Source organism: Pseudomonas sp. GW704-F2 (genome assembly GCF_059423025.1).
Window position 1 is genome coordinate 174,099 of sequence record NZ_JBWKXO010000005.1, and the last position, 21,198, is coordinate 195,296.

The 21,198-nt window shown below is 61.8% G+C and carries 20 protein-coding genes and 2 pseudogenes; 12 read left to right on the top strand and 10 right to left on the bottom strand.

The annotated features are described in order from the left end of the window. Positions 1 to 7: 7 nt before the first annotated feature. Both AC07W0_RS06445 and AC07W0_RS06450 read right to left on the bottom strand, forming a co-directional pair. Entirely contained in the window at positions 8 to 430 is a 423-nt protein-coding gene (locus AC07W0_RS06445) for a phasin family protein (protein WP_046384976.1), read from the bottom strand. Positions 431 to 534: 104 nt separating this feature from the next. Then, a complete protein-coding gene (locus tag AC07W0_RS06450; RefSeq protein ID WP_017849879.1) occupies positions 535 to 810 on the bottom strand; it encodes a polyhydroxyalkanoic acid system family protein in 276 nt (91 codons plus the stop codon). 144 nt (positions 811 to 954) lie between these two features. Here AC07W0_RS06450 and ubiE point away from each other — a divergent pair, with 144 nt between their 5' ends. From ubiE to AC07W0_RS06510, 12 genes and pseudogenes are all read left to right on the top strand, one after another. Continuing rightward, on the top strand, positions 955 to 1,725 hold the full coding sequence (gene ubiE / locus AC07W0_RS06455) for a bifunctional demethylmenaquinone methyltransferase/2-methoxy-6-polyprenyl-1,4-benzoquinol methylase UbiE (protein WP_017849881.1): 771 nt from the start codon (positions 955 to 957) through the stop codon (positions 1,723 to 1,725). After that, positions 1,725 to 2,348 carry a ubiquinone biosynthesis accessory factor UbiJ gene (locus AC07W0_RS06460; protein ID WP_102617214.1) on the top strand — a complete coding sequence of 208 codons (624 nt, stop codon included), beginning with the start codon at positions 1,725 to 1,727 and terminating at the stop codon, positions 2,346 to 2,348. Before ubiE ends, AC07W0_RS06460 begins: the two co-directional genes overlap by 1 nt. Then, on the top strand, positions 2,345 to 3,949 hold the full coding sequence (ubiB, locus tag AC07W0_RS06465) for a ubiquinone biosynthesis regulatory protein kinase UbiB (RefSeq protein WP_102617215.1): 1,605 nt from the start codon (positions 2,345 to 2,347) through the stop codon (positions 3,947 to 3,949). The genes AC07W0_RS06460 and ubiB overlap by 4 nt, the downstream gene beginning before the upstream one ends. A gap of 41 nt (positions 3,950 to 3,990) precedes the next feature. Beyond that, positions 3,991 to 4,383: a phosphoribosyl-AMP cyclohydrolase gene (gene hisI, locus AC07W0_RS06470; protein WP_017849884.1), complete on the top strand. Its 393-nt coding sequence runs from the start codon at positions 3,991 to 3,993 to the stop codon at positions 4,381 to 4,383. A 2-nt stretch (positions 4,384 to 4,385) separates the two neighbouring features. Then, entirely contained in the window at positions 4,386 to 4,718 is a 333-nt protein-coding gene (locus AC07W0_RS06475; RefSeq protein ID WP_017849885.1) for a phosphoribosyl-ATP diphosphatase, read from the top strand. A gap of 25 nt (positions 4,719 to 4,743) precedes the next feature. Next, positions 4,744 to 5,022 (top strand): twin-arginine translocase TatA/TatE family subunit, encoded by a 279-nt coding sequence (locus AC07W0_RS06480; protein WP_017849886.1) that lies wholly within the window; start codon positions 4,744 to 4,746, stop codon positions 5,020 to 5,022. Positions 5,023 to 5,032: 10 nt separating this feature from the next. Further along, positions 5,033 to 5,443 (top strand): Sec-independent protein translocase protein TatB, encoded by a 411-nt coding sequence (gene tatB, locus AC07W0_RS06485; RefSeq protein ID WP_046490840.1) that lies wholly within the window; start codon positions 5,033 to 5,035, stop codon positions 5,441 to 5,443. Next, the gene (gene tatC / locus AC07W0_RS06490) at positions 5,440 to 6,234 is read left to right on the top strand and encodes a twin-arginine translocase subunit TatC (protein ID WP_017849888.1); all 795 of its coding nucleotides are present in this window, start codon (positions 5,440 to 5,442) and stop codon (positions 6,232 to 6,234) included. Before tatB ends, tatC begins: the two co-directional genes overlap by 4 nt. Next, complete coding sequence (locus AC07W0_RS06495; RefSeq protein ID WP_046490843.1) at positions 6,231 to 6,938, top strand: 16S rRNA (uracil(1498)-N(3))-methyltransferase; 708 nt, start codon at positions 6,231 to 6,233, stop codon at positions 6,936 to 6,938. Before tatC ends, AC07W0_RS06495 begins: the two co-directional genes overlap by 4 nt. An 81-nt stretch (positions 6,939 to 7,019) precedes the next feature. Continuing rightward, positions 7,020 to 8,078 (top strand): annotated as a pseudogene (locus AC07W0_RS06500) (methyl-accepting chemotaxis protein); the annotation flags it as partial. A gap of 144 nt (positions 8,079 to 8,222) precedes the next feature. Then, the gene (locus AC07W0_RS06505; protein ID WP_370737573.1) at positions 8,223 to 8,936 is read left to right on the top strand and encodes a methyl-accepting chemotaxis protein; all 714 of its coding nucleotides are present in this window, start codon (positions 8,223 to 8,225) and stop codon (positions 8,934 to 8,936) included. A 142-nt stretch (positions 8,937 to 9,078) separates the two neighbouring features. Beyond that, entirely contained in the window at positions 9,079 to 10,986 is a 1,908-nt protein-coding gene (locus AC07W0_RS06510) for a methyl-accepting chemotaxis protein (RefSeq protein WP_102617216.1), read from the top strand. A 3-nt stretch (positions 10,987 to 10,989) separates the two neighbouring features. On the opposite strand, the gene AC07W0_RS06515 is transcribed toward AC07W0_RS06510, so the two are convergent. From AC07W0_RS06515 to pip, 8 genes and pseudogenes are all read right to left on the bottom strand, one after another. Further along, complete coding sequence (locus AC07W0_RS06515; RefSeq protein WP_017849892.1) at positions 10,990 to 11,724, bottom strand: amino acid ABC transporter ATP-binding protein; 735 nt, start codon at positions 11,722 to 11,724, stop codon at positions 10,990 to 10,992. Next, complete coding sequence (locus AC07W0_RS06520) at positions 11,717 to 12,676, bottom strand: amino acid ABC transporter permease (RefSeq protein ID WP_017849893.1); 960 nt, start codon at positions 12,674 to 12,676, stop codon at positions 11,717 to 11,719. The genes AC07W0_RS06515 and AC07W0_RS06520 overlap by 8 nt, the downstream gene beginning before the upstream one ends. Before the next feature lie 207 nt (positions 12,677 to 12,883). Then, positions 12,884 to 13,681: a transporter substrate-binding domain-containing protein gene (locus tag AC07W0_RS06525; RefSeq protein WP_017849894.1), complete on the bottom strand. Its 798-nt coding sequence runs from the start codon at positions 13,679 to 13,681 to the stop codon at positions 12,884 to 12,886. Between the two features lie 220 nt (positions 13,682 to 13,901). Then, positions 13,902 to 14,702 carry a transporter substrate-binding domain-containing protein gene (locus AC07W0_RS06530; RefSeq protein WP_046384983.1) on the bottom strand — a complete coding sequence of 267 codons (801 nt, stop codon included), beginning with the start codon at positions 14,700 to 14,702 and terminating at the stop codon, positions 13,902 to 13,904. A gap of 150 nt (positions 14,703 to 14,852) precedes the next feature. Next, positions 14,853 to 17,461, bottom strand: a pseudogene (gene mdoH / locus AC07W0_RS06535) (glucans biosynthesis glucosyltransferase MdoH). After that, complete coding sequence (locus tag AC07W0_RS06540) at positions 17,454 to 19,133, bottom strand: glucan biosynthesis protein G (RefSeq protein WP_186357264.1); 1,680 nt, start codon at positions 19,131 to 19,133, stop codon at positions 17,454 to 17,456. The pseudogene mdoH and the gene AC07W0_RS06540 overlap by 8 nt, the downstream one beginning before the upstream one ends. A 323-nt stretch (positions 19,134 to 19,456) precedes the next feature. Beyond that, positions 19,457 to 19,894, bottom strand: coding sequence for a D-aminoacyl-tRNA deacylase (gene dtd / locus AC07W0_RS06545; protein ID WP_046490853.1), 438 nt, complete (start codon positions 19,892 to 19,894; stop codon positions 19,457 to 19,459). Further along, positions 19,891 to 20,862 carry a prolyl aminopeptidase gene (pip, locus tag AC07W0_RS06550; RefSeq protein WP_017849899.1) on the bottom strand — a complete coding sequence of 324 codons (972 nt, stop codon included), beginning with the start codon at positions 20,860 to 20,862 and terminating at the stop codon, positions 19,891 to 19,893. Before pip ends, dtd begins: the two co-directional genes overlap by 4 nt. Positions 20,863 to 21,198: the final 336 nt, after the last annotated feature.

Here is a 21,198-nt window from a genome sequence, read left to right on the forward strand (position 1 = left end):
TGTCTCCTTAGTGTTTACGCGCGACACGTTCGAGCAATGCCGTCAGCTCTTCGAGCTTAGCAGAGAGTGTCTCCACGTCATGTTTAGACGCAATGCCGATTCGATTCAAGGCACTTGCAACACGAGTGTCAAAAGCTTTTTCAACTTTATCCAGTTGAACTTCAACCCGGCCTTTGACGCTGGAGAGATTACTCTTTACTTGGTCAATCTGACTGTTGGCAGCATCAAGTTGTTCAACCGCAACTTTTTTACCTTTACTTTCAACATGTTGCCCGGTCTTTACCAGCTCTTTGAAGTACGCGCCGCCCTCGTTTCCGACCCTGGCATAGGCGCCCAGGCCTGCCAGCCAGATCTTGCGGGCATAGGTTTTAACCTCGTCCAGGGCGTGGCTCGGGGCGTCGATTTTTTTCTTCAGGGTAACTTTGGCCATGGAACACCTCACGCAAAAAGGGTGGAGGAACGGCCCGCAGAAGTTGAGGGCTTGGGCACAAAGTAGGCAGAAAAATTAGAATCGGCACCCTAACAGCAGTCGGATCAGGCCAAGGCTTTATCCAGGGCTTTCTCGATTTCAGTCTTGATGGTGCCACTCATGGCCGACATCAGCAGGCCCAGTTCTACATCGATACGCAACAGATCAGCGGCAACCTGCACCGTGCCTTTAACCCCCGAACGCTTGAGGTTCAACGTATCGCCAGACCACGAAGGCTCCAGGCCATATTGATCCTGGAGTTTCTGTGCCAGCTTCTCGGCCTTCGCCCGTGCGCCTTCTTTACCCAGGGTGTGTGCACGTTCAACAGTGATACGGGCCATTGCAACGACTCCTCTTTATAACGACTTGAACACCTGCCATGCGGCAAAAGGTCTCGGTGAGCACCTATCTTACCTTCAGCCTTGCCAAGACAAAGCAGGCCTTGGGGATTATCATGTCCCGCATTCTCTTTTGGTGACAGCGATATGACTGATCAGCGCAAAGGCAGCGATGCCGAACCCACCACTCACTTCGGCTTCAAGAACGTCCCGGAAAGCCAGAAAGCGCAGAAAGTCGCTGAAGTGTTCCACTCCGTTGCGGCCAAGTACGACCTGATGAACGACGTGCTGTCCGGCGGCATGCACCGCCTGTGGAAGCGCTTCACCATCGAATTGTCGGGCGTGCGTACCGGCAACCGCGTGCTGGACATCGCTGGCGGCACGGGCGACCTGGCGGCCAAGTTCTCCAAGCTGGTCGGCCCGACCGGCCAGGTGGTGCTGGCGGATATCAACGGCTCGATGCTCAAGGTCGGCCGCGATCGCCTGCTCGACAAAGGCGTGGCCGGCAATATCGAATTCGTCCAGGCCGATGCGGAAAAGCTGCCGTTCCCCGACAACCATTTCGACTGCGTGACCATCGCCTTCGGCCTGCGCAACGTGACCCACAAGGAAGACGCGATCCGCTCGATGCTGCGCGTACTCAAGCCCGGTGGCCGGCTGTTGGTGCTGGAGTTCTCCAAGCCGACCAACGCATTGATGTCCAAGGTCTACGACACCTACTCGTTCGCCTTCATGCCGTTGATGGGCAAGCTGATCACCAACGACGCCGAGAGCTATCGCTACCTGGCCGAATCGATCCGCATGCACCCCGACCAGGAAACCCTGAAGTCGATGATGGTGGACGCCGGTTTCGACCGCGTGACCTACCACAACATGACCTCGGGCATCGTCGCCCTGCACCGCGGCATCAAGCCCTGATGCTGTTCCAAGGCCTGCTCGCCAGCGTCGAACACGGCGTCAACCGCGTGCTGCGCCTGGACAGCACCGCCCTGGCGCGGCTGACGCACTTGAACGGCAAGATCATCGCCGTCGATTGCACGAGCCCCGCCTTGCAGCTGTTTATCCTGCCCAGCGACGAAGGCCTGTTGCTCGCGACCCATTGGGCCGCCGAGGCCGACTGCATCCTGCGTGCGCCGGCCTCGAGCCTGTTGCACCTGGCGCTGAGCCGCAACAAGACCGCCATCCTCCACGACCCCGAAGTGGCGCTGGAAGGCGACAGCGCGGTGCTGATGGACCTGGCCGCCGTGCTGCAGGACCTGGAACTGGACTGGGAATACGAACTGTCGCGCTGGATCGGCCCCGTGCCCACCCAGTTGATCAGCGGCCACCTGCGCAGTCGCACGCGCTGGTACCAGCAGGGGTTCGCCAGCCTCAACCAGAACCTCGCCGAATACCTGAGCGAAGAATCGCGCACCCTGGTCGGACAACGGGAAGCGCAAGCGCGCTTTCGTGAACTCGACAAGGCCAAAATCGACCTGGAACGCCTTGAGGCCCGCTTCGAGCGCCTGAGCCGTTCCCTTGATCCAAGCGATAACGCATGAAGCTGCTCGCCGTCCGCCGTTTGTTCCGTATCCAGCGCGTCGTAATCCGCTACCGCCTTGATGACCTGCTGTTCGCCCTGCCGTTGCCGTGGTTCCTGCTTGCCGTGCGCTATGTGTTGCCGTGGCGCTGGTTCCCGCGCAAGCCGCTGGACCTGAGCCGTGGCGCGCGCCTGCGCCTGGCCTTGCAGGATCTGGGGCCGATCTTTATCAAGTTCGGGCAGATCCTCTCGACCCGTCGCGACCTGCTGCCCGAAGACATCGCCGACGAACTGATGCTGCTGCAGGACCGCGTGCCGCCGTTCGATTCGCAGCAGTCGATGAAGCTGATCGAAGAGCAGTTGGGCCGGAAGATCAGCGACGTGTTCAGCCGTTTCGACGTCGAGCCCCTGGCCTCGGCCTCGGTGGCGCAAGTGCATGCGGCGCAGCTCAAGACCGGCGAAGACGTGGTAGTGAAGGTGATTCGCCCGGGCCTCAAGCCGATCATCGGCCAAGACCTGGCGTGGCTGTTCATTCTCGCCCGCGCCGCCGAACGCTTCTCCGCCGACGCGCGCCTGTTGCACCCGGTGGACGTGGTTGCCGACTACGAGAAAACCATCTACGACGAACTCGACCTGCTGCGCGAAGCGGCCAACGCCAGCCAGCTCAAGCGCAACTTTGAAGGCTCACCGCTGCTGTATGTGCCGCAAGTGTATTGGGACTGGTGCCGCCCTAAAGTGTTGGTGATGGAGCGCATCTACGGCGTGCAGGTCACCGACCTCGCGACCCTGGCCGACCAGCGCACCAACATGAAGATGCTGGCCGAGCGCGGCGTGGAGATCTTCTTCACCCAGGTGTTCCGCGACAGTTTCTTCCATGCCGACATGCACCCCGGCAATATCTTCGTCAGCACCCTCAACCCGTGGAGCCCGCAGTACATTGCGATCGACTGCGGCATCGTCGGCAGCCTGACCCCGGAAGACCAGGACTACCTGGCGCGCAACCTGTTCGCCTTCTTCAAGCGCGATTATCGCCGCGTGGCGCAGTTGCACATCGATTCGGGTTGGGTGCCGGCGGAAACCAAGCTCAACGAATTCGAAGCGGCGATCCGCACCGTGTGCGAGCCGATCTTCGAAAAGCCGCTGAAAGACATTTCCTTCGGCCAGGTACTGATGCGCCTGTTCCAGACCGCGCGGCGCTTCAATATGGAAGTGCAGCCGCAGTTGGTGCTGCTGCAGAAAACCCTGCTGAACATTGAAGGCCTGGGCCGCCAGCTGTACCCCGACCTCGACCTGTGGAACACCGCCCAGCCGTTCCTCGAACGCTGGATGCGCGAGCGGGTCAGCCCGAAAACCCTGCTGGGCAACCTGCAGAGCCAGGTGGAGCAACTGCCGCACCTGGCCAACATGACCCGCGACCTGCTGGAACGCATGTCCCAGCCCCACGCCAAAGACCCGACGCCGCCGTGGCACACGCGCAAGGACGACTGGTTCCTGCGCCTGCTGGGCGCCGCGCATCTGGTCGGCGGGGTGATGCTGGCCATCGGCGGGCCGCTGAATCAACTGGGCCACTGGCCGGCCGGCATCATGGTCGCCGTGGGTGTTTATCTGATCGTGCGTCGGTAGCCAATCCGGTTATACACTGTCGCAAATTGCCGGAGCCGAAGATGAAAGACTGGCTGGATGAGATCAAGTGGGACAGTGACGGCCTGGTGCCGGCCATTGCCCAGGACTACAAGACCGGGCGCGTGCTGATGATGGCCTGGATGAACCGCGAGGCCCTGAGCCTCACCGCCGCTGAGCAGCGCGCCATTTACTGGTCACGTTCGCGTGGCAAACTGTGGCGCAAGGGCGAAGAGTCCGGGCACGTGCAAACCCTGCACGAGATACGCCTGGACTGCGACGCCGACGTGGTGATCCTCAAGGTCGAGCAGATCGGCGGCATCGCCTGCCACACCGGCCGCCACAGTTGCTTCTATCGCGTGTTCGAGAACGGCGAGTGGAAGGTTGTGGAGCCGGTACTCAAAGACCCGCACGCCATTTATTCGGCAGGACACTGAACATGAGCGATACCCTGAACCGTGTGGCCCAGGTGCTGGAAGAGCGCAAAGGCGCGGATGCCGAAAGCTCCTACGTCGCCAGCCTGTACCACAAGGGCCTGAACAAGATCCTGGAAAAACTCGGCGAAGAATCCGTCGAGACCATCATCGCCGCCAAGGATGCCGAGATCAGCGGCGACTGCAGCGATGTGATCTACGAAACCGCCGACCTATGGTTCCACAGCCTGGTCATGCTCGCCCAACTGGGGCAGCATCCGCAGGCCGTGCTGGATGAACTGGACCGTCGCTTCGGCTTGTCCGGGCATGCCGAAAAGGCCTCGCGCCCGTCCGCCTGAATAACTTTTACAGAGGAATTGCAGCATGGGCATTTTTGACTGGAAACATTGGATCGTCATCTTGGTGGTGGTCGTTCTGGTATTTGGCACCAAGAAACTGAAAAACCTCGGCACCGACGTGGGCGAGTCGATCAAGGGCTTTCGCAAGGCCATGAACGACGACGAAAAACCCGCCGAACCCGCCGCCAACCCGGTGCCACCGGCCCAGCCGGTCCACCCGCAGGCGACCCAGCCGATCACCGAGCGTCGCACCTTCGACGTGCAGGCTGAAAAAGTCGAAGAGCCGATCCGCAAAGACTCGTGAGCACTGACTAATGTTTGGTATCAGCTTCTCTGAACTGCTGCTCGTCGGCCTCGTGGCCTTGCTGGTACTCGGGCCGGAACGCCTGCCCGGCGCCGCGCGCACGGCCGGTTTGTGGATCGGGCGTCTGAAACGCAGTTTCAACGCCATCAAACAGGAAGTTGAACGGGAAATCGGCGCCGACGAAATCCGCCGCCAACTGCACAACGAACACATCCTGTCGTTGGAGCAGGAGGCGCGCAATATTCTGACGCCGGTGCAGGAGCAGGCAAAGCCAGTGACACCGGTGGCCGAACACAGCATTGCGCCCACGCCCGTTGTTGAAGCAGCGCCCGCTACCCCGACCGCTCCAACCGAGCCAGCGCCGACGCCAACCGCGCCGCCCGTTCCCCATGACCCTACATTGCCGCCGCGAGCCCCATGAGCGCTGATAAACCGGAAAACGACCAGCACATGCCACTGGTCTCACACCTCACCGAGCTGCGTACCCGCCTGCTGCGTTGCGTGGCGGCGATCTTCGTGATCTTTGCCGGGCTGTTCGCCTTTACCCAGCAGATCTACACCTTCGTCTCCACGCCACTGCGCCATTACCTGCCGGCCGGCGCGACGATGATCGCCACCGACGTGTCGTCGCCGTTCCTGACGCCGTTGAAGCTGACGATGATGGTCTCGCTGTTCCTGGCGATCCCGGTGATCCTGCACCAGATCTGGGGCTTCATCGCCCCCGGCCTGTACAAGCATGAGAAGCGCATCGCGGTGCCGTTGCTGGTGTCGAGTATCCTGCTGTTCTACACCGGCATGGCGTTCGCTTACTTCCTGGTGTTCCCGCTGATCTTCAAGTTCTTCGCCGCCGCCACTCCGGCCGGCGTGGAGATGATGACCGACATCACCAGCTACCTCGACTTCGTGATGACGCTGTTCTTCGCCTTCGGCGTGGCCTTCGAAATTCCGGTGGCCGTGGTGTTGCTGGTGTGGATCGGCGTGGTCAACGTGCAGTACCTGAAGAAGATCCGTCCCTACGTGGTCATCGGCTGCTTCGTGGTCGGCATGATCCTGACCCCGCCGGACATCTTCTCCCAGACCCTGCTGGCCGTGCCGATGTGGATGCTGTTCGAGATCGGCATCCTGTTCAGCAGCCTGATCACCAAGCGTGGCGAACACCCCGACGACCAAGCCGCCGACGACAACGACCAGCCGCCAGCGACCCAGCCGTGAACCTGTTGCTGCTTGAAGAGGCCGACTTTATCGCGGCCGACCGGGTGGTCCTGCGTGACCGGCGCCTGGTGCATATGCAGGACGTCCACCGCGCGACGGCGGGCGACAACCTGCGGGTCGGGCGTATCGGCGGGCTGATGGGCAATGCCCAAGTGCTGCGCCTGGAAGCCCACGAAGCCGAGCTGCAAGTGGCCTTCGACCTGCCGCCGCCGGCCAAACTGCCGCTGACCCTGCTGCTGGCCCTGCCACGCCCGAAAATGCTGCGCCGGGTGCTGCAGACCGTCGCCGCCATGGGCGTGCCGAAGGTGGTGCTGGTCAACAGCTACCGCGTGGAAAAGAGCTTCTGGCAAACCCCCTTCCTGGAGCCCGAGGCGATTCGCGAGCAATTGATCCTCGGCCTGGAACAGGCGCGCGACACAGTGCTGCCGGAAATCGTCATCGAAAAACGCTTCAAGCCCTTCGTCGAAGACCGCCTGCCCGCCATGACCGCAGGCACTCTCGGCCTGATCGGCCATCCCGGCGATTACCCGCCGTGCCCGCGCGGTCTGGACGAGCCGGTAACCCTGGCCATCGGCCCGGAAGGCGGCTGGATACCCTACGAGGTCGACCTGCTGAGCAAGGCCGGCTTGCAACCGGTGCAACTGGGCGCGCGCATCCTGCGCGTGGAAACCGCCGTCACCGCCCTGCTCGCCCGGCTGTTCTAGCCAACCAATTCCTACAGATTCTTGCTGCGCTGCCGATAACCGTCGAATAAGTCCAAGCCTTGTTCCACGGGAGTTCGCAGCATGTATCGTTGGTTAGCCGAAAAGCTGGGGAATGTCAGCGTCAACCACAAACTGGGCGTAGGCTTTGGCCTGGTGTTGCTCCTCACCTTGTTGATCACCTTCACCGGCTGGACCGGCCTGGGCGATGTGGCCAGCCGCGGCGACAAACTGGGGTATATCTCCAGCCTCAATGTCTTGACCAAAGACCTGCGTATCGCCCGCCTGGACTATGAAATGCGCCGTGGCGAACAAGGCACGGCGGCCGTCAGCGAGCTGCTGAACCGCCTGGACAGCGGCATGAAGACCGCCCGCACGCTGATCGAACAACCTGCCGACATCGCCCTGATCGATGAGCAATTGGCCGCCGTGGAGCAATACAAGCGCGCATTCAGCGATATGGCGCAAGCCGGCGCAAGCCGCGAAGATGCGCGCAGCAAGCTGGGCAATACCGCCGACAATGCGGTGCTCAAGGTGACTGAAGTCGAGAAGTCCCTGCTGCAAAGCGACAGCGTCACCCAGTTCAATAGCGTGGTCGACCTGAGCAAGCTGATCCAGCAAGCGCGCTTCCAGGTCCGCGGTTACACCTACAGCGGCAAGGTCGAGGCTGAGCAACCCGCGCTCGACGCCATCGACAACGCGCTGAAGAAGATCACTGAACTGCAAGGCTCATTGCAGGAGCAATACCAGGCCAACCTGCAGCAGGCCAGTGTCTCGCTGCAAGCCTATCGCGCCGCCGTCAGCCAGTTCCGCGACTCCCAGGTGGCCACCGCCGTCGCACTCAAAACCATGAGCGCGCAAGGCGATGTCCTGCTGAACCGCAGCGATAAACTGACGATTTCCCAGACCGCTGTGCGCGACACCGATGCCGCCCAGGCCAAGTACCTGCTCCTGCTGGCCACCGTGCTGGCATTGATCTTTGGCCTGGTGGCCGCCTGGGCGATCACGCGCCAGATCGTCATCCCGCTGAATCAGACCCTCAAGGTGGCCGAGCGCGTTGCCTCGGGCGACCTGAGCCACGACCTGACGTCCACGCGCCAGGACGAACTGGGCCAACTGCAACGCGCCATGCAAAGCATGACCGTAGGCCTGCGCGAATTGATCGGCGGCATCAGCGACGGCGTCACCCAGATCGCCAGCGCCGCCGAGCAATTGTCGTCGGTCACCGAGCAGACCAGCGCCGGGGTCAACAATCAGAAAATCGAGACCGACCAAGTCGCCACGGCCATGAATGAAATGGCCGCGACCGTGCAGGAAGTTGCGCGCAACGCCGAGGAAGCGTCCGAAGCCGCAGTTGCAGCGGACCAGCAGGCCCGCGAAGGCGACAAGGTGGTCGGTGAAGCCATCGCCCAGATCGAACGCCTGGCCACCGAAGTCGGCAACTCCACCGAGGCCATGGGCCATCTCAAGCGCGAAAGCGACAAGATCGGCAGCGTGCTCGACGTGATCAAGTCGGTGGCCCAACAAACCAACCTGCTGGCGCTGAACGCCGCGATTGAAGCAGCGCGTGCCGGTGAAGCCGGGCGCGGCTTCGCGGTGGTGGCCGATGAAGTGCGCAGCCTGGCCCAGCGCACGCAAAAATCCACGGAAGAGATCGAAGAGCTGATCGTCGGCTTGCAAACGGGCACCCAGCAAGTGGCGACCATCATGGACAACAGCCGTGGGCTGACCGACAGCAGCGTCGAATTGACGCGCCGCGCCGGCAGCGCCCTGGCGAACATCACCCGTACCGTATCGACAATCCAGGCGATGAACTCGCAGATCGCCACCGCCGCCGAGCAACAAAGCGCCGTGGCCGAAGAGATCAACCGCAGCGTGCTGAACGTGCGCGATGTGTCGGAACAGACGTCCTCGGCCAGTGAAGAGACCGCCGCCTCCAGCGCCGAACTGGCGCGCCTGGGCATCTACCTGCAAACCCTGGTCGGACGTTTCCGCATCTGACCGGGCTGGGCGGCGACCCATCCGGGTCGCCGCACTTCAGCATCTTGTGAAATTTCCTACACGCTTATCAGCCCGCCCTCACCCCAAATCGTTTTAGCGTTTGCCTTGTTGCGCAGCGCTTTTTCAGATTTGGAGGTTCATCATGTTTCCTCGGCTGACCCGCTTGCTGGTCAACGCCAGCGTCCGACTCAAACTCGCCCTGGGTTTTGGCCAGGTGCTGGTCCTCAGTTTCATCATCGCCATGACAGGCTGGCAGGCCTTGAATGCCGCACTGTTCCGCTCCAGCAACCTGACGGTGCTGGGCCAACTGGCCGCCGACGCGGAGGCCATGCGCGCCGACCGCATCGTGTACCGAACGCTCACCGACACGGCCAGCCTGGGCAAAATGACGCGGCAGATCGAAAAAATCGACCAGCACCTCGACTACCTGTCAAAACACATGAAAGACCCGATCGACCTGCAGCGTCTCGAGGAAGCCGAACGCCTGGTAGCCGCCTTCAAAGCGGTGCTGGTGGAATTACCGCCGTTGATCGAACAGCGGGAAAACGCCCAGCCGCCGCTGCAAAAAGCCGCCCTGCAAGCCAGCGACACCCTCGCGCAACTGTCCAGCGAACTGCCTGACCAGCAAGACCAGCAGGCGCTCGACGCCATCGAAGATCTGCGCCAGGCCATGGAACAGGCCGAAGATCGCGCGCGCAGCCCCGCCTGGGCCGCCGAGTCGTTGCAGGCCTATGCCGAAGCGGTGGGCAAGGCCCTCGACGCCCTGGACGTCGCTCAAGTCGCCGTCACCAGCCTGCCCGTGGACGCCACCCTGCTCAAAACCGACCTCGCGCAATACCGTGCGCTGCTGACCACGCTCAAGCAGGCACAACTCGACACCGAGACCGTGCAAAACCGCTTTGAACAACAACTCAATCAGTTGCTGGCGCAAAGCGATCTGGTCAGCCAGGGCCAGGCGTTCAAACGCGACCGGGAAGCGCAGCACACCCGAACCCTGCTGATCAGCGTCACCCTTGCCGCACTGCTGCTGGGGGCCTTGGCGGCCTGGTGGATCGCCCGGCAAATCGCCGTGCCGTTGCGCGAGGCCTTGGCCGTCGCCAACCGCATTGCCGCGGGCGACTTAAGCGAAAACCCCGCCGTGGAGCGCCGCGATGAACTGGGCCAGTTGCAGCAGAGCATGGCGCAGATGATCCGCAACCTGCGTGGCCTGATCAGCGGCATCGGCGACAGCGCCCGGCAAATCGCCAGCGCGGCTACGCAGCTATCCACCGTCACCGAGCAAACCCGCGCCGGGGTCAACAACCAAAAGGACGAAACCGACCAGGTGGCCACGGCCATGAATGAAATGCTCGCCACCGCCCAGGAGGTCGCCCGGCATGCCGAGCAAGCGTCGATAGCGGCGAGCGAAGCCGACCAACAGACCCACCTCGGCGACAAAGTGGTTGCGCAGGCGGTGGAGCAGATCGGCCACCTGGCCAGTGAAATGGCACTGTCCAGCCGGGCGATGCTGGCGTTGCAGCAGGAGAGCCAACAGATCGGCAGCGTGCTCGACGTGATCAAGTCAGTCTCCCAGCAGACCAACCTGCTGGCCTTGAACGCCGCCATCGAAGCGGCGCGCGCGGGCAGTGCCGGGGAAGGTTTCGCGGTGGTCGCCGATGAAGTGCGCAGCCTGGCCCTGCGCACGCAGGAATCGGCCGAGGAAATTGAAGGACTGATCTTGCGTCTGCATACCGGCACCCAGCAGGTGGCGGACATCATGGACAGCAGTCGCAGCCTGACGGACAACAGCGTCAGCCTGACCCGCGACGCCGGCGACGCCCTGGCGGCCATTGCGCGCACGGTGTCGGTCATCCAGGAAATGAACCCGCAGATTGCCGCCGCCGCCGAGGAACAAAGCGCGGTGGCCGAGGAGATCAATCGCAGTGTGTTGAAGGTGCGCGATGTGTCCGAGCAAACCGCCACCGCCAGTGAAGAAACGGCGGCGGCGAGCGCTCAGTTAAGCCAGTTGAGCCTGGATTTGCAGACACTGGTCGGCAAGTTCAGGCTCTGAGGCTCACAGCACCTGGCGCAGGAAGGCCTGGGCTCGCGGGTCTTTCGGCGCGTCGAAGAACTCGGCCGGGGACGCGTCTTCGAGCAGCTTGCCGTGATCGAAGAACAACACCCGGTCCGCCACTTCACGGGCGAAGCCCATTTCGTGAGTGACGCAGACCATGGTCATGCCTTCCAGGGCCAGGGTTTTCATGACGTCGAGCACTTCGCCGACCATTTCCGGGTCGAGGGCCGAGGTGGGCTCGTCGAACAGCATCACCTTGGGCTCCATCGCCAGCGCGCGGGCTATCGCCACCCGCTGCTGCTGGCCGCCGGACAGGCGCGAGGGAAACTCGTTGGCCTTTTGCGCGATGCCGACCTTTTCCAGCAACGCCAGGGCCTTGGCTTCACGCTCTTTTTTGCCGCGCTTGCGCACGACTTTCTGCGCCAGGCACAGGTTCTCCAGCACGGTCATGTGGGGGAACAGGTTGAAGTGCTGGAACACCATGCCGACTTCGCGGCGATAGGCGTTCACGTCGGTTTTCGGATCGGCCAGTTGCAGGCCGTCGATGCTCACCGACCCCGAATCGAACTCTTCCAGGCCGTTGAGGCAGCGCAGGAAGGTCGACTTGCCGGAGCCGGACGGGCCGATCACCACCAGCACTTCGCCCTTGGCGACCTGGGTGGTGACGTGGTCCACCGCGCGCACCACATGGCCACGGGTGTCGAAGACTTTTACCAGATCGCGGACTTCAATCACTTTGCGCGAGCCTCCGCTCAAGCCGACTGGCCATTTTCGACAGCGGCAGGTTGATCAACAGGTACAGGCCTGCCACGCAGAACAGGATTTCAAACGGCGAAAACGAGGTGGTGATGACTTCGCGGCCGCTCTTGAGCAGCTCGGTGATCGCGATCACCGACACCAGCGAAGTGTCTTTCACCAGGCTGATAAATTGCCCGGCCAGGGGCGGCAGCACGCGCTTGAACGCCTGCGGCAGCACCACATGGCGCATCGACTGGCTGGCACTCAAGCCCAGCGAGCGCGCGGCTTCGTTCTGGCCACGGGTGATCGACTGCACACCGGCGCGGACGATTTCCGCCACATAGGCCCCGGTGAACAGCGACAGCGCGGCGATCCCGGCAAACTCCCGGGACAGGTTGAGCACCGTGCCGATAAAGAAATAGAAGATGAAGATCTGCACCAACAGCGGCGTGCCGCGCACCAGTTCGACGTAGATCGTCGACAGATCGCGCAAGGTCGGGTTGCTGGACAGCCGGCACAGGCCCGTCGCCAGGCCAATCGCCAAGCCCAGCACGCCGGACACGAAGGACAGCCACAAGGTGGTCCACAAGCCCCACATCAACGGGCCCAGCGCCCACTGCCGGGTCACGCCCACTACATCGCCTTCCGCCACGTCATCGCCGCGCGCCACTTTCAGGCTGTTGTCGGCCACGCTGAGCTTTTGCTCCGTGCCCGCGTCGTTGCGCAGGGTGACTTCGGCCACATCGCCTTTGCGCACCAGCTCGACAACGGTGGAGATATCCGCCGCGCGCTGCGATGTTTCGGCCTGATAGGCGAAATATTGCGGTACGCGGTTCCAGCGCCATTCGTAGGACATCAGCGACGTGGCGTAGTACAAGGCGCCCGCCAGGCCGACCAGCACGACCACGGTCAGCAGGTGCCAGGGCCATTGGGCTTTTTTCTGTTTCATTACTCAACATCCAAAAGGGTCGGGTAAGCCCCGCCTTTGTGGCGGGCGGGCTTGCCCTAATGCCATTCAGTCAAGGCATTTTGTAGGAGCGAGCTTGCTCGCGAAAAACTCAAAGACACCGCGTTTATTCAGTAAGCCCGCGTTATCGTTGACGGCCTTCGCGAGCAAGCTCGCTCCTACAGAAAGCAGGAGCCATAGGAGCCGGCGTTATTCCATGTCCTTGAGCCACTCGGAGCTCTTGAACCACTTGTCATGGATGCGATCGTAGGTGCCGTCGTTCTTGATCTGGTGCAGGAAGTTGTTGATGAAGTTGATGCTGTCGTAATCGCCTTTCTTCAGGCCGAAGGCCAGCGGTTCAAAGGTGAAGGGTTCTTCGAGGAACACCAGCTTGCCATTACCGACTTTCTTCTCGGCGACCACGTTGTACGGTGCGTCATACACAAAGGCATCGGCCTTGCCGTTGACCACGTCCAGCACGCCTTCCTGTTCGTTGTCGTAGCCGTGGTACTTGGCCTTGGAGATCAGCTTCTTGGCGACCATCTCGCCGGTGGTGCCGAGCTTGGAGGTCAGGCGGTACTTCTCGTCGTTCAGGTCTTTGTAGGACTTGATGGTGCCTTCCAGGTCCTTGCGAATCAGCAGGGTCTGGCCAACCACGATGAACGGTTCGCTGAAGTTCAGGCGCAGGTTGCGTTCCTGGGTCAGGGTCATGCCGCTGCCGATCATATCGAACTTGCCGGTGAGGAAGGCCGGGATGATGCCGTCGTAGCCGGTGGACACCAGCTCCAGCTTGACGCCCATGGACTTGGCCATGGCCTTGAGGAGGTCGACTTCGAAGCCGATGATTTCACCACGCTTGTCGGTCATTTCGAACGGCATGTAGGTCGGGTCCATGCCGACTTTCAGCGTGCCGCGCTTGACCGCATCATCGATGGCCCCGGCCTGAGCCACATTGGCCGCGACCAGCGCGGTGACGCCGAGCAGCAGCATCGAAAGATACTTTTTCATCATCAAGTCCCCTGAACGATTCTTATGAAGTCGGCGCGCAAAAAGGGCTGCACCATTTCGGGGTGCGATCCTAACCCACTCGCTGCCCGGTACAAAGGTTTCACCGGTAATAGTTGTCGAGGTATGTCGGAATAGCCCTACAGCACTGCGGCAAAGCGCAGACGTAGACACTTCATTGTCGGGCGAGGGCAATTGATTGATGTGTAAGTAGGTATGACTTTCAGTCGACCTCGGCCATCCAGTCGGTGTCCTTGAACCACTTGTCGTACAGCCGATCGTAGGTGCCGTCCTGGGCCACTTGGTTGAGGAAATGGTTGATCCAGTTCAGGCTGTCGTAATCGCCTTTTTTCAGGCCGAACGCCAGGGGCTCGTAGGTGAAGGGTTGCTCCAGCGCCAGCAATGCCTGGTTTTCCGGCCGGGTCATGGCGATCAGGTTGTAAGGCGCATCATGAATAAACGCATCGGCTACACCGCTCACCACCTGGCGCACCCCTTCCTCCGGCGTGGCGAAACTGCTGAGCCGAGCCGCCCCCAGAAACCGCTGCGCCGCCGCCTGCGCGGTAGTGCCTTCGGTGGTGGCGATGCGGTAACCGGCCTCGTCCAGGTCTTCAATGCTGGCGACCTTGCCGGCCAGGCGCGGATGCAGCAACACCGTTTGGCCGACCACGATAAACGAGTCGCTGAAATTCAGCTTGAGGTTGCGCTCCTGCGTGACGGTCATGCCGCTACCGATCAGATCGAACTTCCTCGCCATCAGCCCCGACAGCAACTCGGTGTACGGCACCGCCACCAGTTCAAGCTCGACCCCCAGGGCGCGGCTCATCGCATGCAGCAAGTCGACTTCAAAACCGACGATACGCCCCTGTTTATCGGTCATCTCGAACGGCACGTAAGTGGGCGTGGTGCCGACCTTCAGCACGCCACGCCGAACGGCGTCGTCCAGCGCGCCGGCCTGCACCAGAGCACCGTGAATCAATGCGACAGCGCCCATCAGCAATGCCGAACAATACCTTTTGATCATGAATCCCCCTGTGCTCGAGTCAAATTTCGGGGGGCGATGCTAACTCAGACACAGGCACGGCAATACGCCTCGAACCAGGGACTTTTGTTTCGAAATAACAAGGAGTTAGAGAACAAAGGAAGAGACGGGAAACGCTGTAGGACCAGCGCTTCAAGCGCCCCCGAGGAGAACCCTCGGGGGCGTCTGAATCAGGCCGGTTGAGCCTGGGACGACAACGGTTGCAACGGCAGCAATGGCGCGTGCGGGTCGGACTTGAAGGACTGACGCCAGGCGCCCAGCCACTCGGCATGCCCTTCGCTCCAGACCTGCTCGTGCAGGCGGGCCAGGGCCACCGGGTCACTGAGCAGGGCCAGGCGTTCGGCGTTGTTGAGGCCGGCCGGGCCGACTTTCAACGCATAGCGCACGCGCTCGCCACGCAGGTACTCGATCGGCTCCGCCTCACGGTGACGCGAGGTCGCCAGGGCGCAAGCCAGGGCGTTCTGCTGCGGGTCGACCACCGAACGCACGAACCCGTCATTGAGGGCGTGCCAGCGGTTTTCGTGGGTGTACTTCTCGGTCGACAGCAGCGCCTGCGGCGGATTGTATTCCTCAGGGATCAGGAACAGGCTCTCGTCACGGGACTTGAGGCCCAGCTTGACCCGGCTGGAAATCACCGACACCGGGATCGACAGCATCAACGAACCGACGATCGGGACCAGCCACCACAGGAAGCTCGGGTTCAACCACACCACCAGCAGCGCCCAGAGGAAGCCGAGCAAGGTTTGCGGACCGTGGCGCTTGACCGCTTCACCCCAGGGGGTGGAGTCGTCGTCACGCTGCGGCGAATTCCAGGTCGCGGCCCAGCCGAGGAACGCGGCGAGGACGAAGCGGGTGTGGAAGATCATCCGCACCGGCGCCAGCAGCATGGAGAACAGCATCTCCAGCAGCATCGACATTGTCACCTTGAACTTGCCACCGAACTCTTTCGCGCCCTTGGCCCAGATCAGGATGACGCTCAGCAACTTGGGCAGGAACAGCAGCACGATAGTAGTGGAGAACAGCGCCACCGCCTTGTCCGGATGCCATTGTGGCCACAGCGGGTACAACTGGCGCGGTGCCATGAAGTACTGCGGCTCCATCAAGGTGTTCACCGCCAGCAACGCCGTCGACAGCACCAGGAAGAAGAACCACAACGGGGCCGACAGGTAGGACATCACGCCGGTGAGGAACACCGCACGGTGGACCGGGTGCATGCCCTTGACCAGGAACAGGCGGAAGTTCATCAGGTTGCCGTGGCACCAGCGACGGTCGCGCTTGAGTTCATCCAGCAGGTTCGGCGGCAGTTCTTCGTAGCTGCCCGGCAGGTCGTAGGCAATCCACACGCCCCAGCCGGCACGGCGCATCAGCGCGGCTTCGACGAAGTCGTGGGAGAGGATCGCACCGGCGAACGCGCCTTTACCCGGCAACGGCGCGAGGGCGCAGTGCTCGATAAACGGCTTCATGCGGATGATTGCGTTGTGACCCCAATAGTGGGATTCACCCAGCTGCCAGAAGTGCAGGCCGGCAGTAAACAGCGGGCCGTACACGCGGGTGGCGAACTGCTGCATGCGCGCATACAGGGTGTCCATGCCCGACGCCCGTGGCGCGGTCTGGATGATCCCGGCATCCGGCGTGGCTTCCATCAGGCGCACCAGGCTGGTCAGGCATTCGCCGCTCATCACGCTGTCGGCGTCGAGAACGACCATGTACTTGTAGTCACCGCCCCAACGACGGCAGAAGTCGTCGAGGTTGCCGCTCTTGCGTTTGACGCGACGGCGACGGCGGCGATAGAAGATCTTGCCGAAGCCACCGGCTTCGCGGCACACGTCGAGCCAGGCTTGCTGTTCGGCGATGCAGATGTCGGCGTCGTTACTGTCGCTGAGCACGAAGAAGTCGAAGCGGTCCAGGTCACCGGTCGCCGCGACCGACTCGAACGTCGCGCGCAGGCCAGCGAATACGCGGGGCACGTCTTCGTTGCAGATCGGCATCACCAGCGCGGTGCGCGCATTCTTCGGAATCGGCTCGTGGCCGGCACTTTTACCGGAGATCCGGTACTTATCGTGGCCGGTCAGCAGCTCGAGGAAGCCCATCAACGCGGTCCAGAAACCGGCCGACACCCAGCAGAACAAGATCCCGAACATGATCAGGATGCTGGTTTGCAGGGCGTATGGCAGCACTTGGGTCGCGGTCTGCAGCAAGGTCTGGTTGCGGATCTCGTCGAAGTCGACCAGCGACCAGCCCTGGTACGGCATGATGCCTTTCATGTACCAGCCGGCCACGATGGTCTGGCCGAGCATCAGCACCAGCAGGATGTAGCGACGGATCGAACCGACCGTGCGCCAGCGCGCCGCCGGCAACACGCGCTCGTCTTTCGGCGGCTTCGGCGGGTTGGTGCGGCCGGTCAGCCGGCGCCAGCCGCGCACCAGGATATTGGTGCGCCACGGCTCCGGTACCACCTTGGTCCGACGGATCGGCGGCGTCGCCTTGAGGCACACGCGGCCGCTGGCGTCGAGCGCCAGCATTTCGGCGTCCTCCAGCTCTTCGGCCGTGCTGAGGGTCAACCGGCGGCCAACCGACGCCTGGGCGGCGTCGACCGGCGCATCGAACGCCTTGGACGACAAACGTTCGTGCAGTTCGCTGAAGGATGTGCAGCCCGCCAGTTCGGCGCGCTGCTCTGCGGTCATCGGCAGATGCGCCAGGTACTCGGACAGAGTCTCTGGCTGGACTTGAGAATTACTCATCGGCAGGCAACTGATAGCTCCAGGTTTCGGTCAGGACTTGCTCGGTCTTGATCGGCTCCGGTGTGGCGGGGGCAGCTTCTGGCTGCTTGGCTTCCTTGTCTTTGGCGTCTTTCTTGGCTTGTTTCTCGTGCTGCTTGGCCAAAACCTTGTCAGCCTTGAGCACTTGGGTCGAGACCTTCTCGGGCTCAGGCTGCACGATGTCCTGGACCAGGGCCGCGCGCATTTCGGTCGGCTTGCTTGGGTCCTTGATCTTCATGCGCAGGGTCAGGCGCCAGCCTTTGGTGTGCTCGTTGTAACGCACGCTGTTTTCCACCAGCTCGGCGTTGTCACCCACGCTCACCTGGCTGCGCACCGGGGCGTCCGGCAGCAGTTTCTTCAGGGCCGGGCCTTCGAAGTCCACCAGGTACGCGACGCTGCCATCCGGCTGACGGATCAGGTTGGATTGCTTCACGTCGCCAGTGGAACGCAGGGTCTGCTTGACCCAGGCGCTGTCCGGCGAATGGAAGGCGGCGTCGTCCAGGGTCCAGTGCAGACGGTAGGCAACATCCAGCGGCTGGCCGACTTCCGGCAGTTTTTCCGGGCTCCAGAAGGCAACGATGTTGTCGTTGGTTTCGTCGGCGGTCGGGATCTCTACCAGGTCGACGGAACCCTTGCCCCAGTCGCCTTCAGGCTCGATCCAGGCGCTTGGGCGCTTGTCGTAGTTGTCGTCCAGGTCTTCGTAGTGGCTGAAGTTGCGACCGCGTTGCAGCAGGCCGAAACCACGTGGGTTTTCCACGGTGAAGTTGCTGACCGACAAGTGTTTAGGGTTGTTCAGCGGGCGCCAGATCCACTCGCCATTGCCGGCATGGATCGACAGACCGCTGGAATCATGCAGCTCGCGACGGTAGTTGAGGACCTTGGACGGCTGGTTCGCGCCGAACAGGAACATCGAGGTCAACGGGGCAACGCCCAGCTTGCTGACCTTGTCGCGCAGGAACATCTGGGACTTGACGTCGACCACGGTGTCGGTGCCAGGGCGCAGGATCAGGCGATAGGCGCCGGTGGCACGCGGCGAATCCAGCAGGGCGAAGATCACCAGATGCTTGTCGCCCGGCTTCGGACGCTCGATCCAGAACTCGGTAAAACGCGGGAATTCTTCGCCGGACGGCAGCGCGGTATCGATCGCCATGCCACGGGCGGACAGGCCATACACTTGGTCCTTGCCCACGACGCGGAAATAGCTGGCGCCGAGCATGGTCATGATTTCGTCTTGCTTGTCGCCCTTGTTGATCGGGAACAGCACGCGGAAACCGGCATAACCCAGCTGCTCAGTGGCCTTGGGATCAAATTTGACGTCGCCGAAATCGAAGCGCGTCGGGTCGTATTTGATTTCCTGGACGCTGTCGGCGGTGACTTCGTTGATCTTCACCGGTGTATCGAAGTGCATACCCTGGTGATAGAAGGACAGCTTGAACGGGGTGTTCTGATCGGCCCACTCGGCTTTTTCGTTGCGGAAACGAATCTTCTGGTAGTCAGCGAACTTCATTTCGCGGAATTCGTTCGGCAGATTGCTGCGCGGAGCTTCGTATTTCTGCCCGGCCAGCTCTTTTGCCTTGGCCGACACATCATCCAGACTGAATGCCCACAGTTGACCCGCGCCGAACAGGCAAAACAGGGCGGAGCCCGTCACCAGTGCGTTTCGTAACCGTTTGGCAGACAATTTTGGTGCATTACAGGGACTAACAATCACGAGCAACCCTCGCCGAAAACAGATCAAAAAACCAACGGCCAGCTATCTATATGCCAGGTTGGCGAGCATTGTTCCGACTCCCCTGGGGCAAAATGATTCCCCTGAGGCTGTCGGACAAGTCTCTACCTAAGTCAAAAATGGACCAATCAACGCTGATCCCCGTAGCGCGCGATTATCTAGTAGCCCGCGAGACAACGCATCAGGGACAACGAAGTATTTGTAGCGAAACCCTGCGTTTTTAGGCATTAACGTCGTTTTTAATACATTCATGTCTGTAGGAGGAAGGTCACAGGGCCATCATTGACCAAATGAACCTGCATATCCGCACCAAAACGCCCTGACGCCACCTTGTCATGCAATTGTTGCGCTTGTAACAGCAAGTGCGCAAAAAGTGCCGCCCCCAGGGCCGGCGGCGCGGCGGTAGAGAAACTTGGCCGCAGCCCGCTTTTGGTATCCGCCGCCAGGGTGAACTGCGACACCAGCAGCAAACCGCCGTCGATATCCTTGAGCGACAAGTTCATCTTGCCATCGTCGTCGCTGAACACCCGATAGTTAAGCAGCTTGTGCAGCAGTTTGTCGGCGCTCTCGACAGTATCCCCCGGTTCGACGGCCACCAGCACCAGCAAACCCTGGTCGACCGCCCCCACGATTTCGCCCGCGACCTCGACCCGGGCGCCGCGCACCCGTTGCAACAGGCCCTTCATGCTTCTTCAGGCGGCAAGTCCAGCAGACGACGCGCCATCTCGCCGGTCGCGCGCACCAAGGCATCGGTGATGCCCGGCTCGGACGCCGCATGGCCCGCCTCGCGGATCACCTGCAGTTCACTGTTCGGCCAGGCCTGATGCAGCTCCCAAGCGTTATCCAGCGGACAGATCATATCGTAGCGGCCGTGGATGATTACGCCAGGCAGATGGGCGATCTTGTGCATGTCGCGAATCAGTTGGTCGGGTTCCAGGAAGGAATTATTGGTGAAGTAGTGGCACTCGATGCGGGCAATCGACAGCGCGCGCTGGGGCTCGGCGAAACGCTCGATCAACTGCGGGTTCGGGCACAGGCCCAACATGCGCCCTTCCCAGGTGGACCAGGCCTTGGCGGCGTGCATCTGGGCAATCTGGTCGTTGCCGGTCAGGCGCTTGTGGTATGCGGTGAGCAGGTCGTGGCGCTCGTCCTGGGGGATCGGTGCGAGGTAATCCTGCCAGTAATCCGGGAACAGGCGGCTGGCGCCTTCCTGGTAAAACCAGCGGATGTCCTGGGGCCGGGCCAGGAAAATCCCACGCACGATCAGGCCATGCACGCGCTCGGGATGGGTTTGCGCGTAGGCCAGCGCCAGGGTCGAACCCCAGGAGCCGCCGAACAACACCCATTTGTCGATGCCCAGGTGCTCGCGAATGCGCTCGAGGTCGGCGACCAGGTCCCAGGTGGTGTTGTTTTCCAGGCTGGCGCGGGGAGAGGAACGCCCGCAGCCCCGCTGGTCAAAGGTGACGATGTGGTACAGGTTCGGATCGAAATAGCAGCGGCTGTTGGCGTCGCAACCGGAACCAGGGCCACCATGGATGAATACGACGGGCAAGCCTTCGGGGGAGCCACTTTCATCGACATACAGGGTGTGGGTGTCATCGACGGCCAGATCGTGCCGGGCGTAGGGTTTGATCTGCGGGTACCAAGTCTGCATTGCGCGCTCCGTAGGGGGTCGGGTTCATCCCTGGGGGGACGTCTTTTATTCTGCCGTCTGGCACTATAAACCCGAATTGTGCAATGAGCATGTCCTTGAGCACTTAGACCTGTGTCAGCAGTTCGCTACCCAGGTAAGCCAATAGGCCGTTGTAGAGCCGGTCGCCCTCCTCCACCTCGCTCTGTGCCCGCAGGCAGGCAGCCGATGGATCAGGCCTTTGCAGGGTACGGCACAGCGTTCACGCCCGCCGCTTGCAAGTGTGTGTCATATAAAAAGCCGTCTTCGCGCAGCGGGCGAAGTCTGACCTTAGAAGCAGCAAGATCATCAACATGGCAT

Excerpts from the sequence above, each read along its gene's own strand:
- AC07W0_RS06480 (WP_017849886.1), top strand. The coding sequence starts at position 4,744 with ATGGGCATTTTTGACTGGAAACATTGGATCGTCATCTTGGTGGTGGTC.
- AC07W0_RS06520 (WP_017849893.1), bottom strand. The coding sequence starts at position 12,676 with ATGAAACAGAAAAAAGCCCAATGGCCCTGGCACCTGCTGACCGTGGTC.
- ubiB (WP_102617215.1), top strand. The coding sequence starts at position 2,345 with ATGAAGCTGCTCGCCGTCCGCCGTTTGTTCCGTATCCAGCGCGTCGTA.
- dtd (WP_046490853.1), bottom strand. The coding sequence starts at position 19,894 with ATGAAGGGCCTGTTGCAACGGGTGCGCGGCGCCCGGGTCGAGGTCGCG.
- AC07W0_RS06525 (WP_017849894.1), bottom strand. The coding sequence starts at position 13,681 with ATGAAAAAGTATCTTTCGATGCTGCTGCTCGGCGTCACCGCGCTGGTC.
- AC07W0_RS06475 (WP_017849885.1), top strand. The coding sequence starts at position 4,386 with ATGAGCGATACCCTGAACCGTGTGGCCCAGGTGCTGGAAGAGCGCAAA.
- AC07W0_RS06510 (WP_102617216.1), top strand. The coding sequence starts at position 9,079 with ATGTTTCCTCGGCTGACCCGCTTGCTGGTCAACGCCAGCGTCCGACTC.
- tatB (WP_046490840.1), top strand. The coding sequence starts at position 5,033 with ATGTTTGGTATCAGCTTCTCTGAACTGCTGCTCGTCGGCCTCGTGGCC.
- AC07W0_RS06450 (WP_017849879.1), bottom strand. The coding sequence starts at position 810 with ATGGCCCGTATCACTGTTGAACGTGCACACACCCTGGGTAAAGAAGGC.
- hisI (WP_017849884.1), top strand. The coding sequence starts at position 3,991 with ATGAAAGACTGGCTGGATGAGATCAAGTGGGACAGTGACGGCCTGGTG.
- AC07W0_RS06505 (WP_370737573.1), top strand. The coding sequence starts at position 8,223 with ATGAATGAAATGGCCGCGACCGTGCAGGAAGTTGCGCGCAACGCCGAG.
- tatC (WP_017849888.1), top strand. The coding sequence starts at position 5,440 with ATGAGCGCTGATAAACCGGAAAACGACCAGCACATGCCACTGGTCTCA.
- AC07W0_RS06445 (WP_046384976.1), bottom strand. The coding sequence starts at position 430 with ATGGCCAAAGTTACCCTGAAGAAAAAAATCGACGCCCCGAGCCACGCC.
- pip (WP_017849899.1), bottom strand. The coding sequence starts at position 20,862 with ATGCAGACTTGGTACCCGCAGATCAAACCCTACGCCCGGCACGATCTG.
- AC07W0_RS06530 (WP_046384983.1), bottom strand. The coding sequence starts at position 14,702 with ATGATCAAAAGGTATTGTTCGGCATTGCTGATGGGCGCTGTCGCATTG.
- ubiE (WP_017849881.1), top strand. The coding sequence starts at position 955 with ATGACTGATCAGCGCAAAGGCAGCGATGCCGAACCCACCACTCACTTC.
- AC07W0_RS06460 (WP_102617214.1), top strand. The coding sequence starts at position 1,725 with ATGCTGTTCCAAGGCCTGCTCGCCAGCGTCGAACACGGCGTCAACCGC.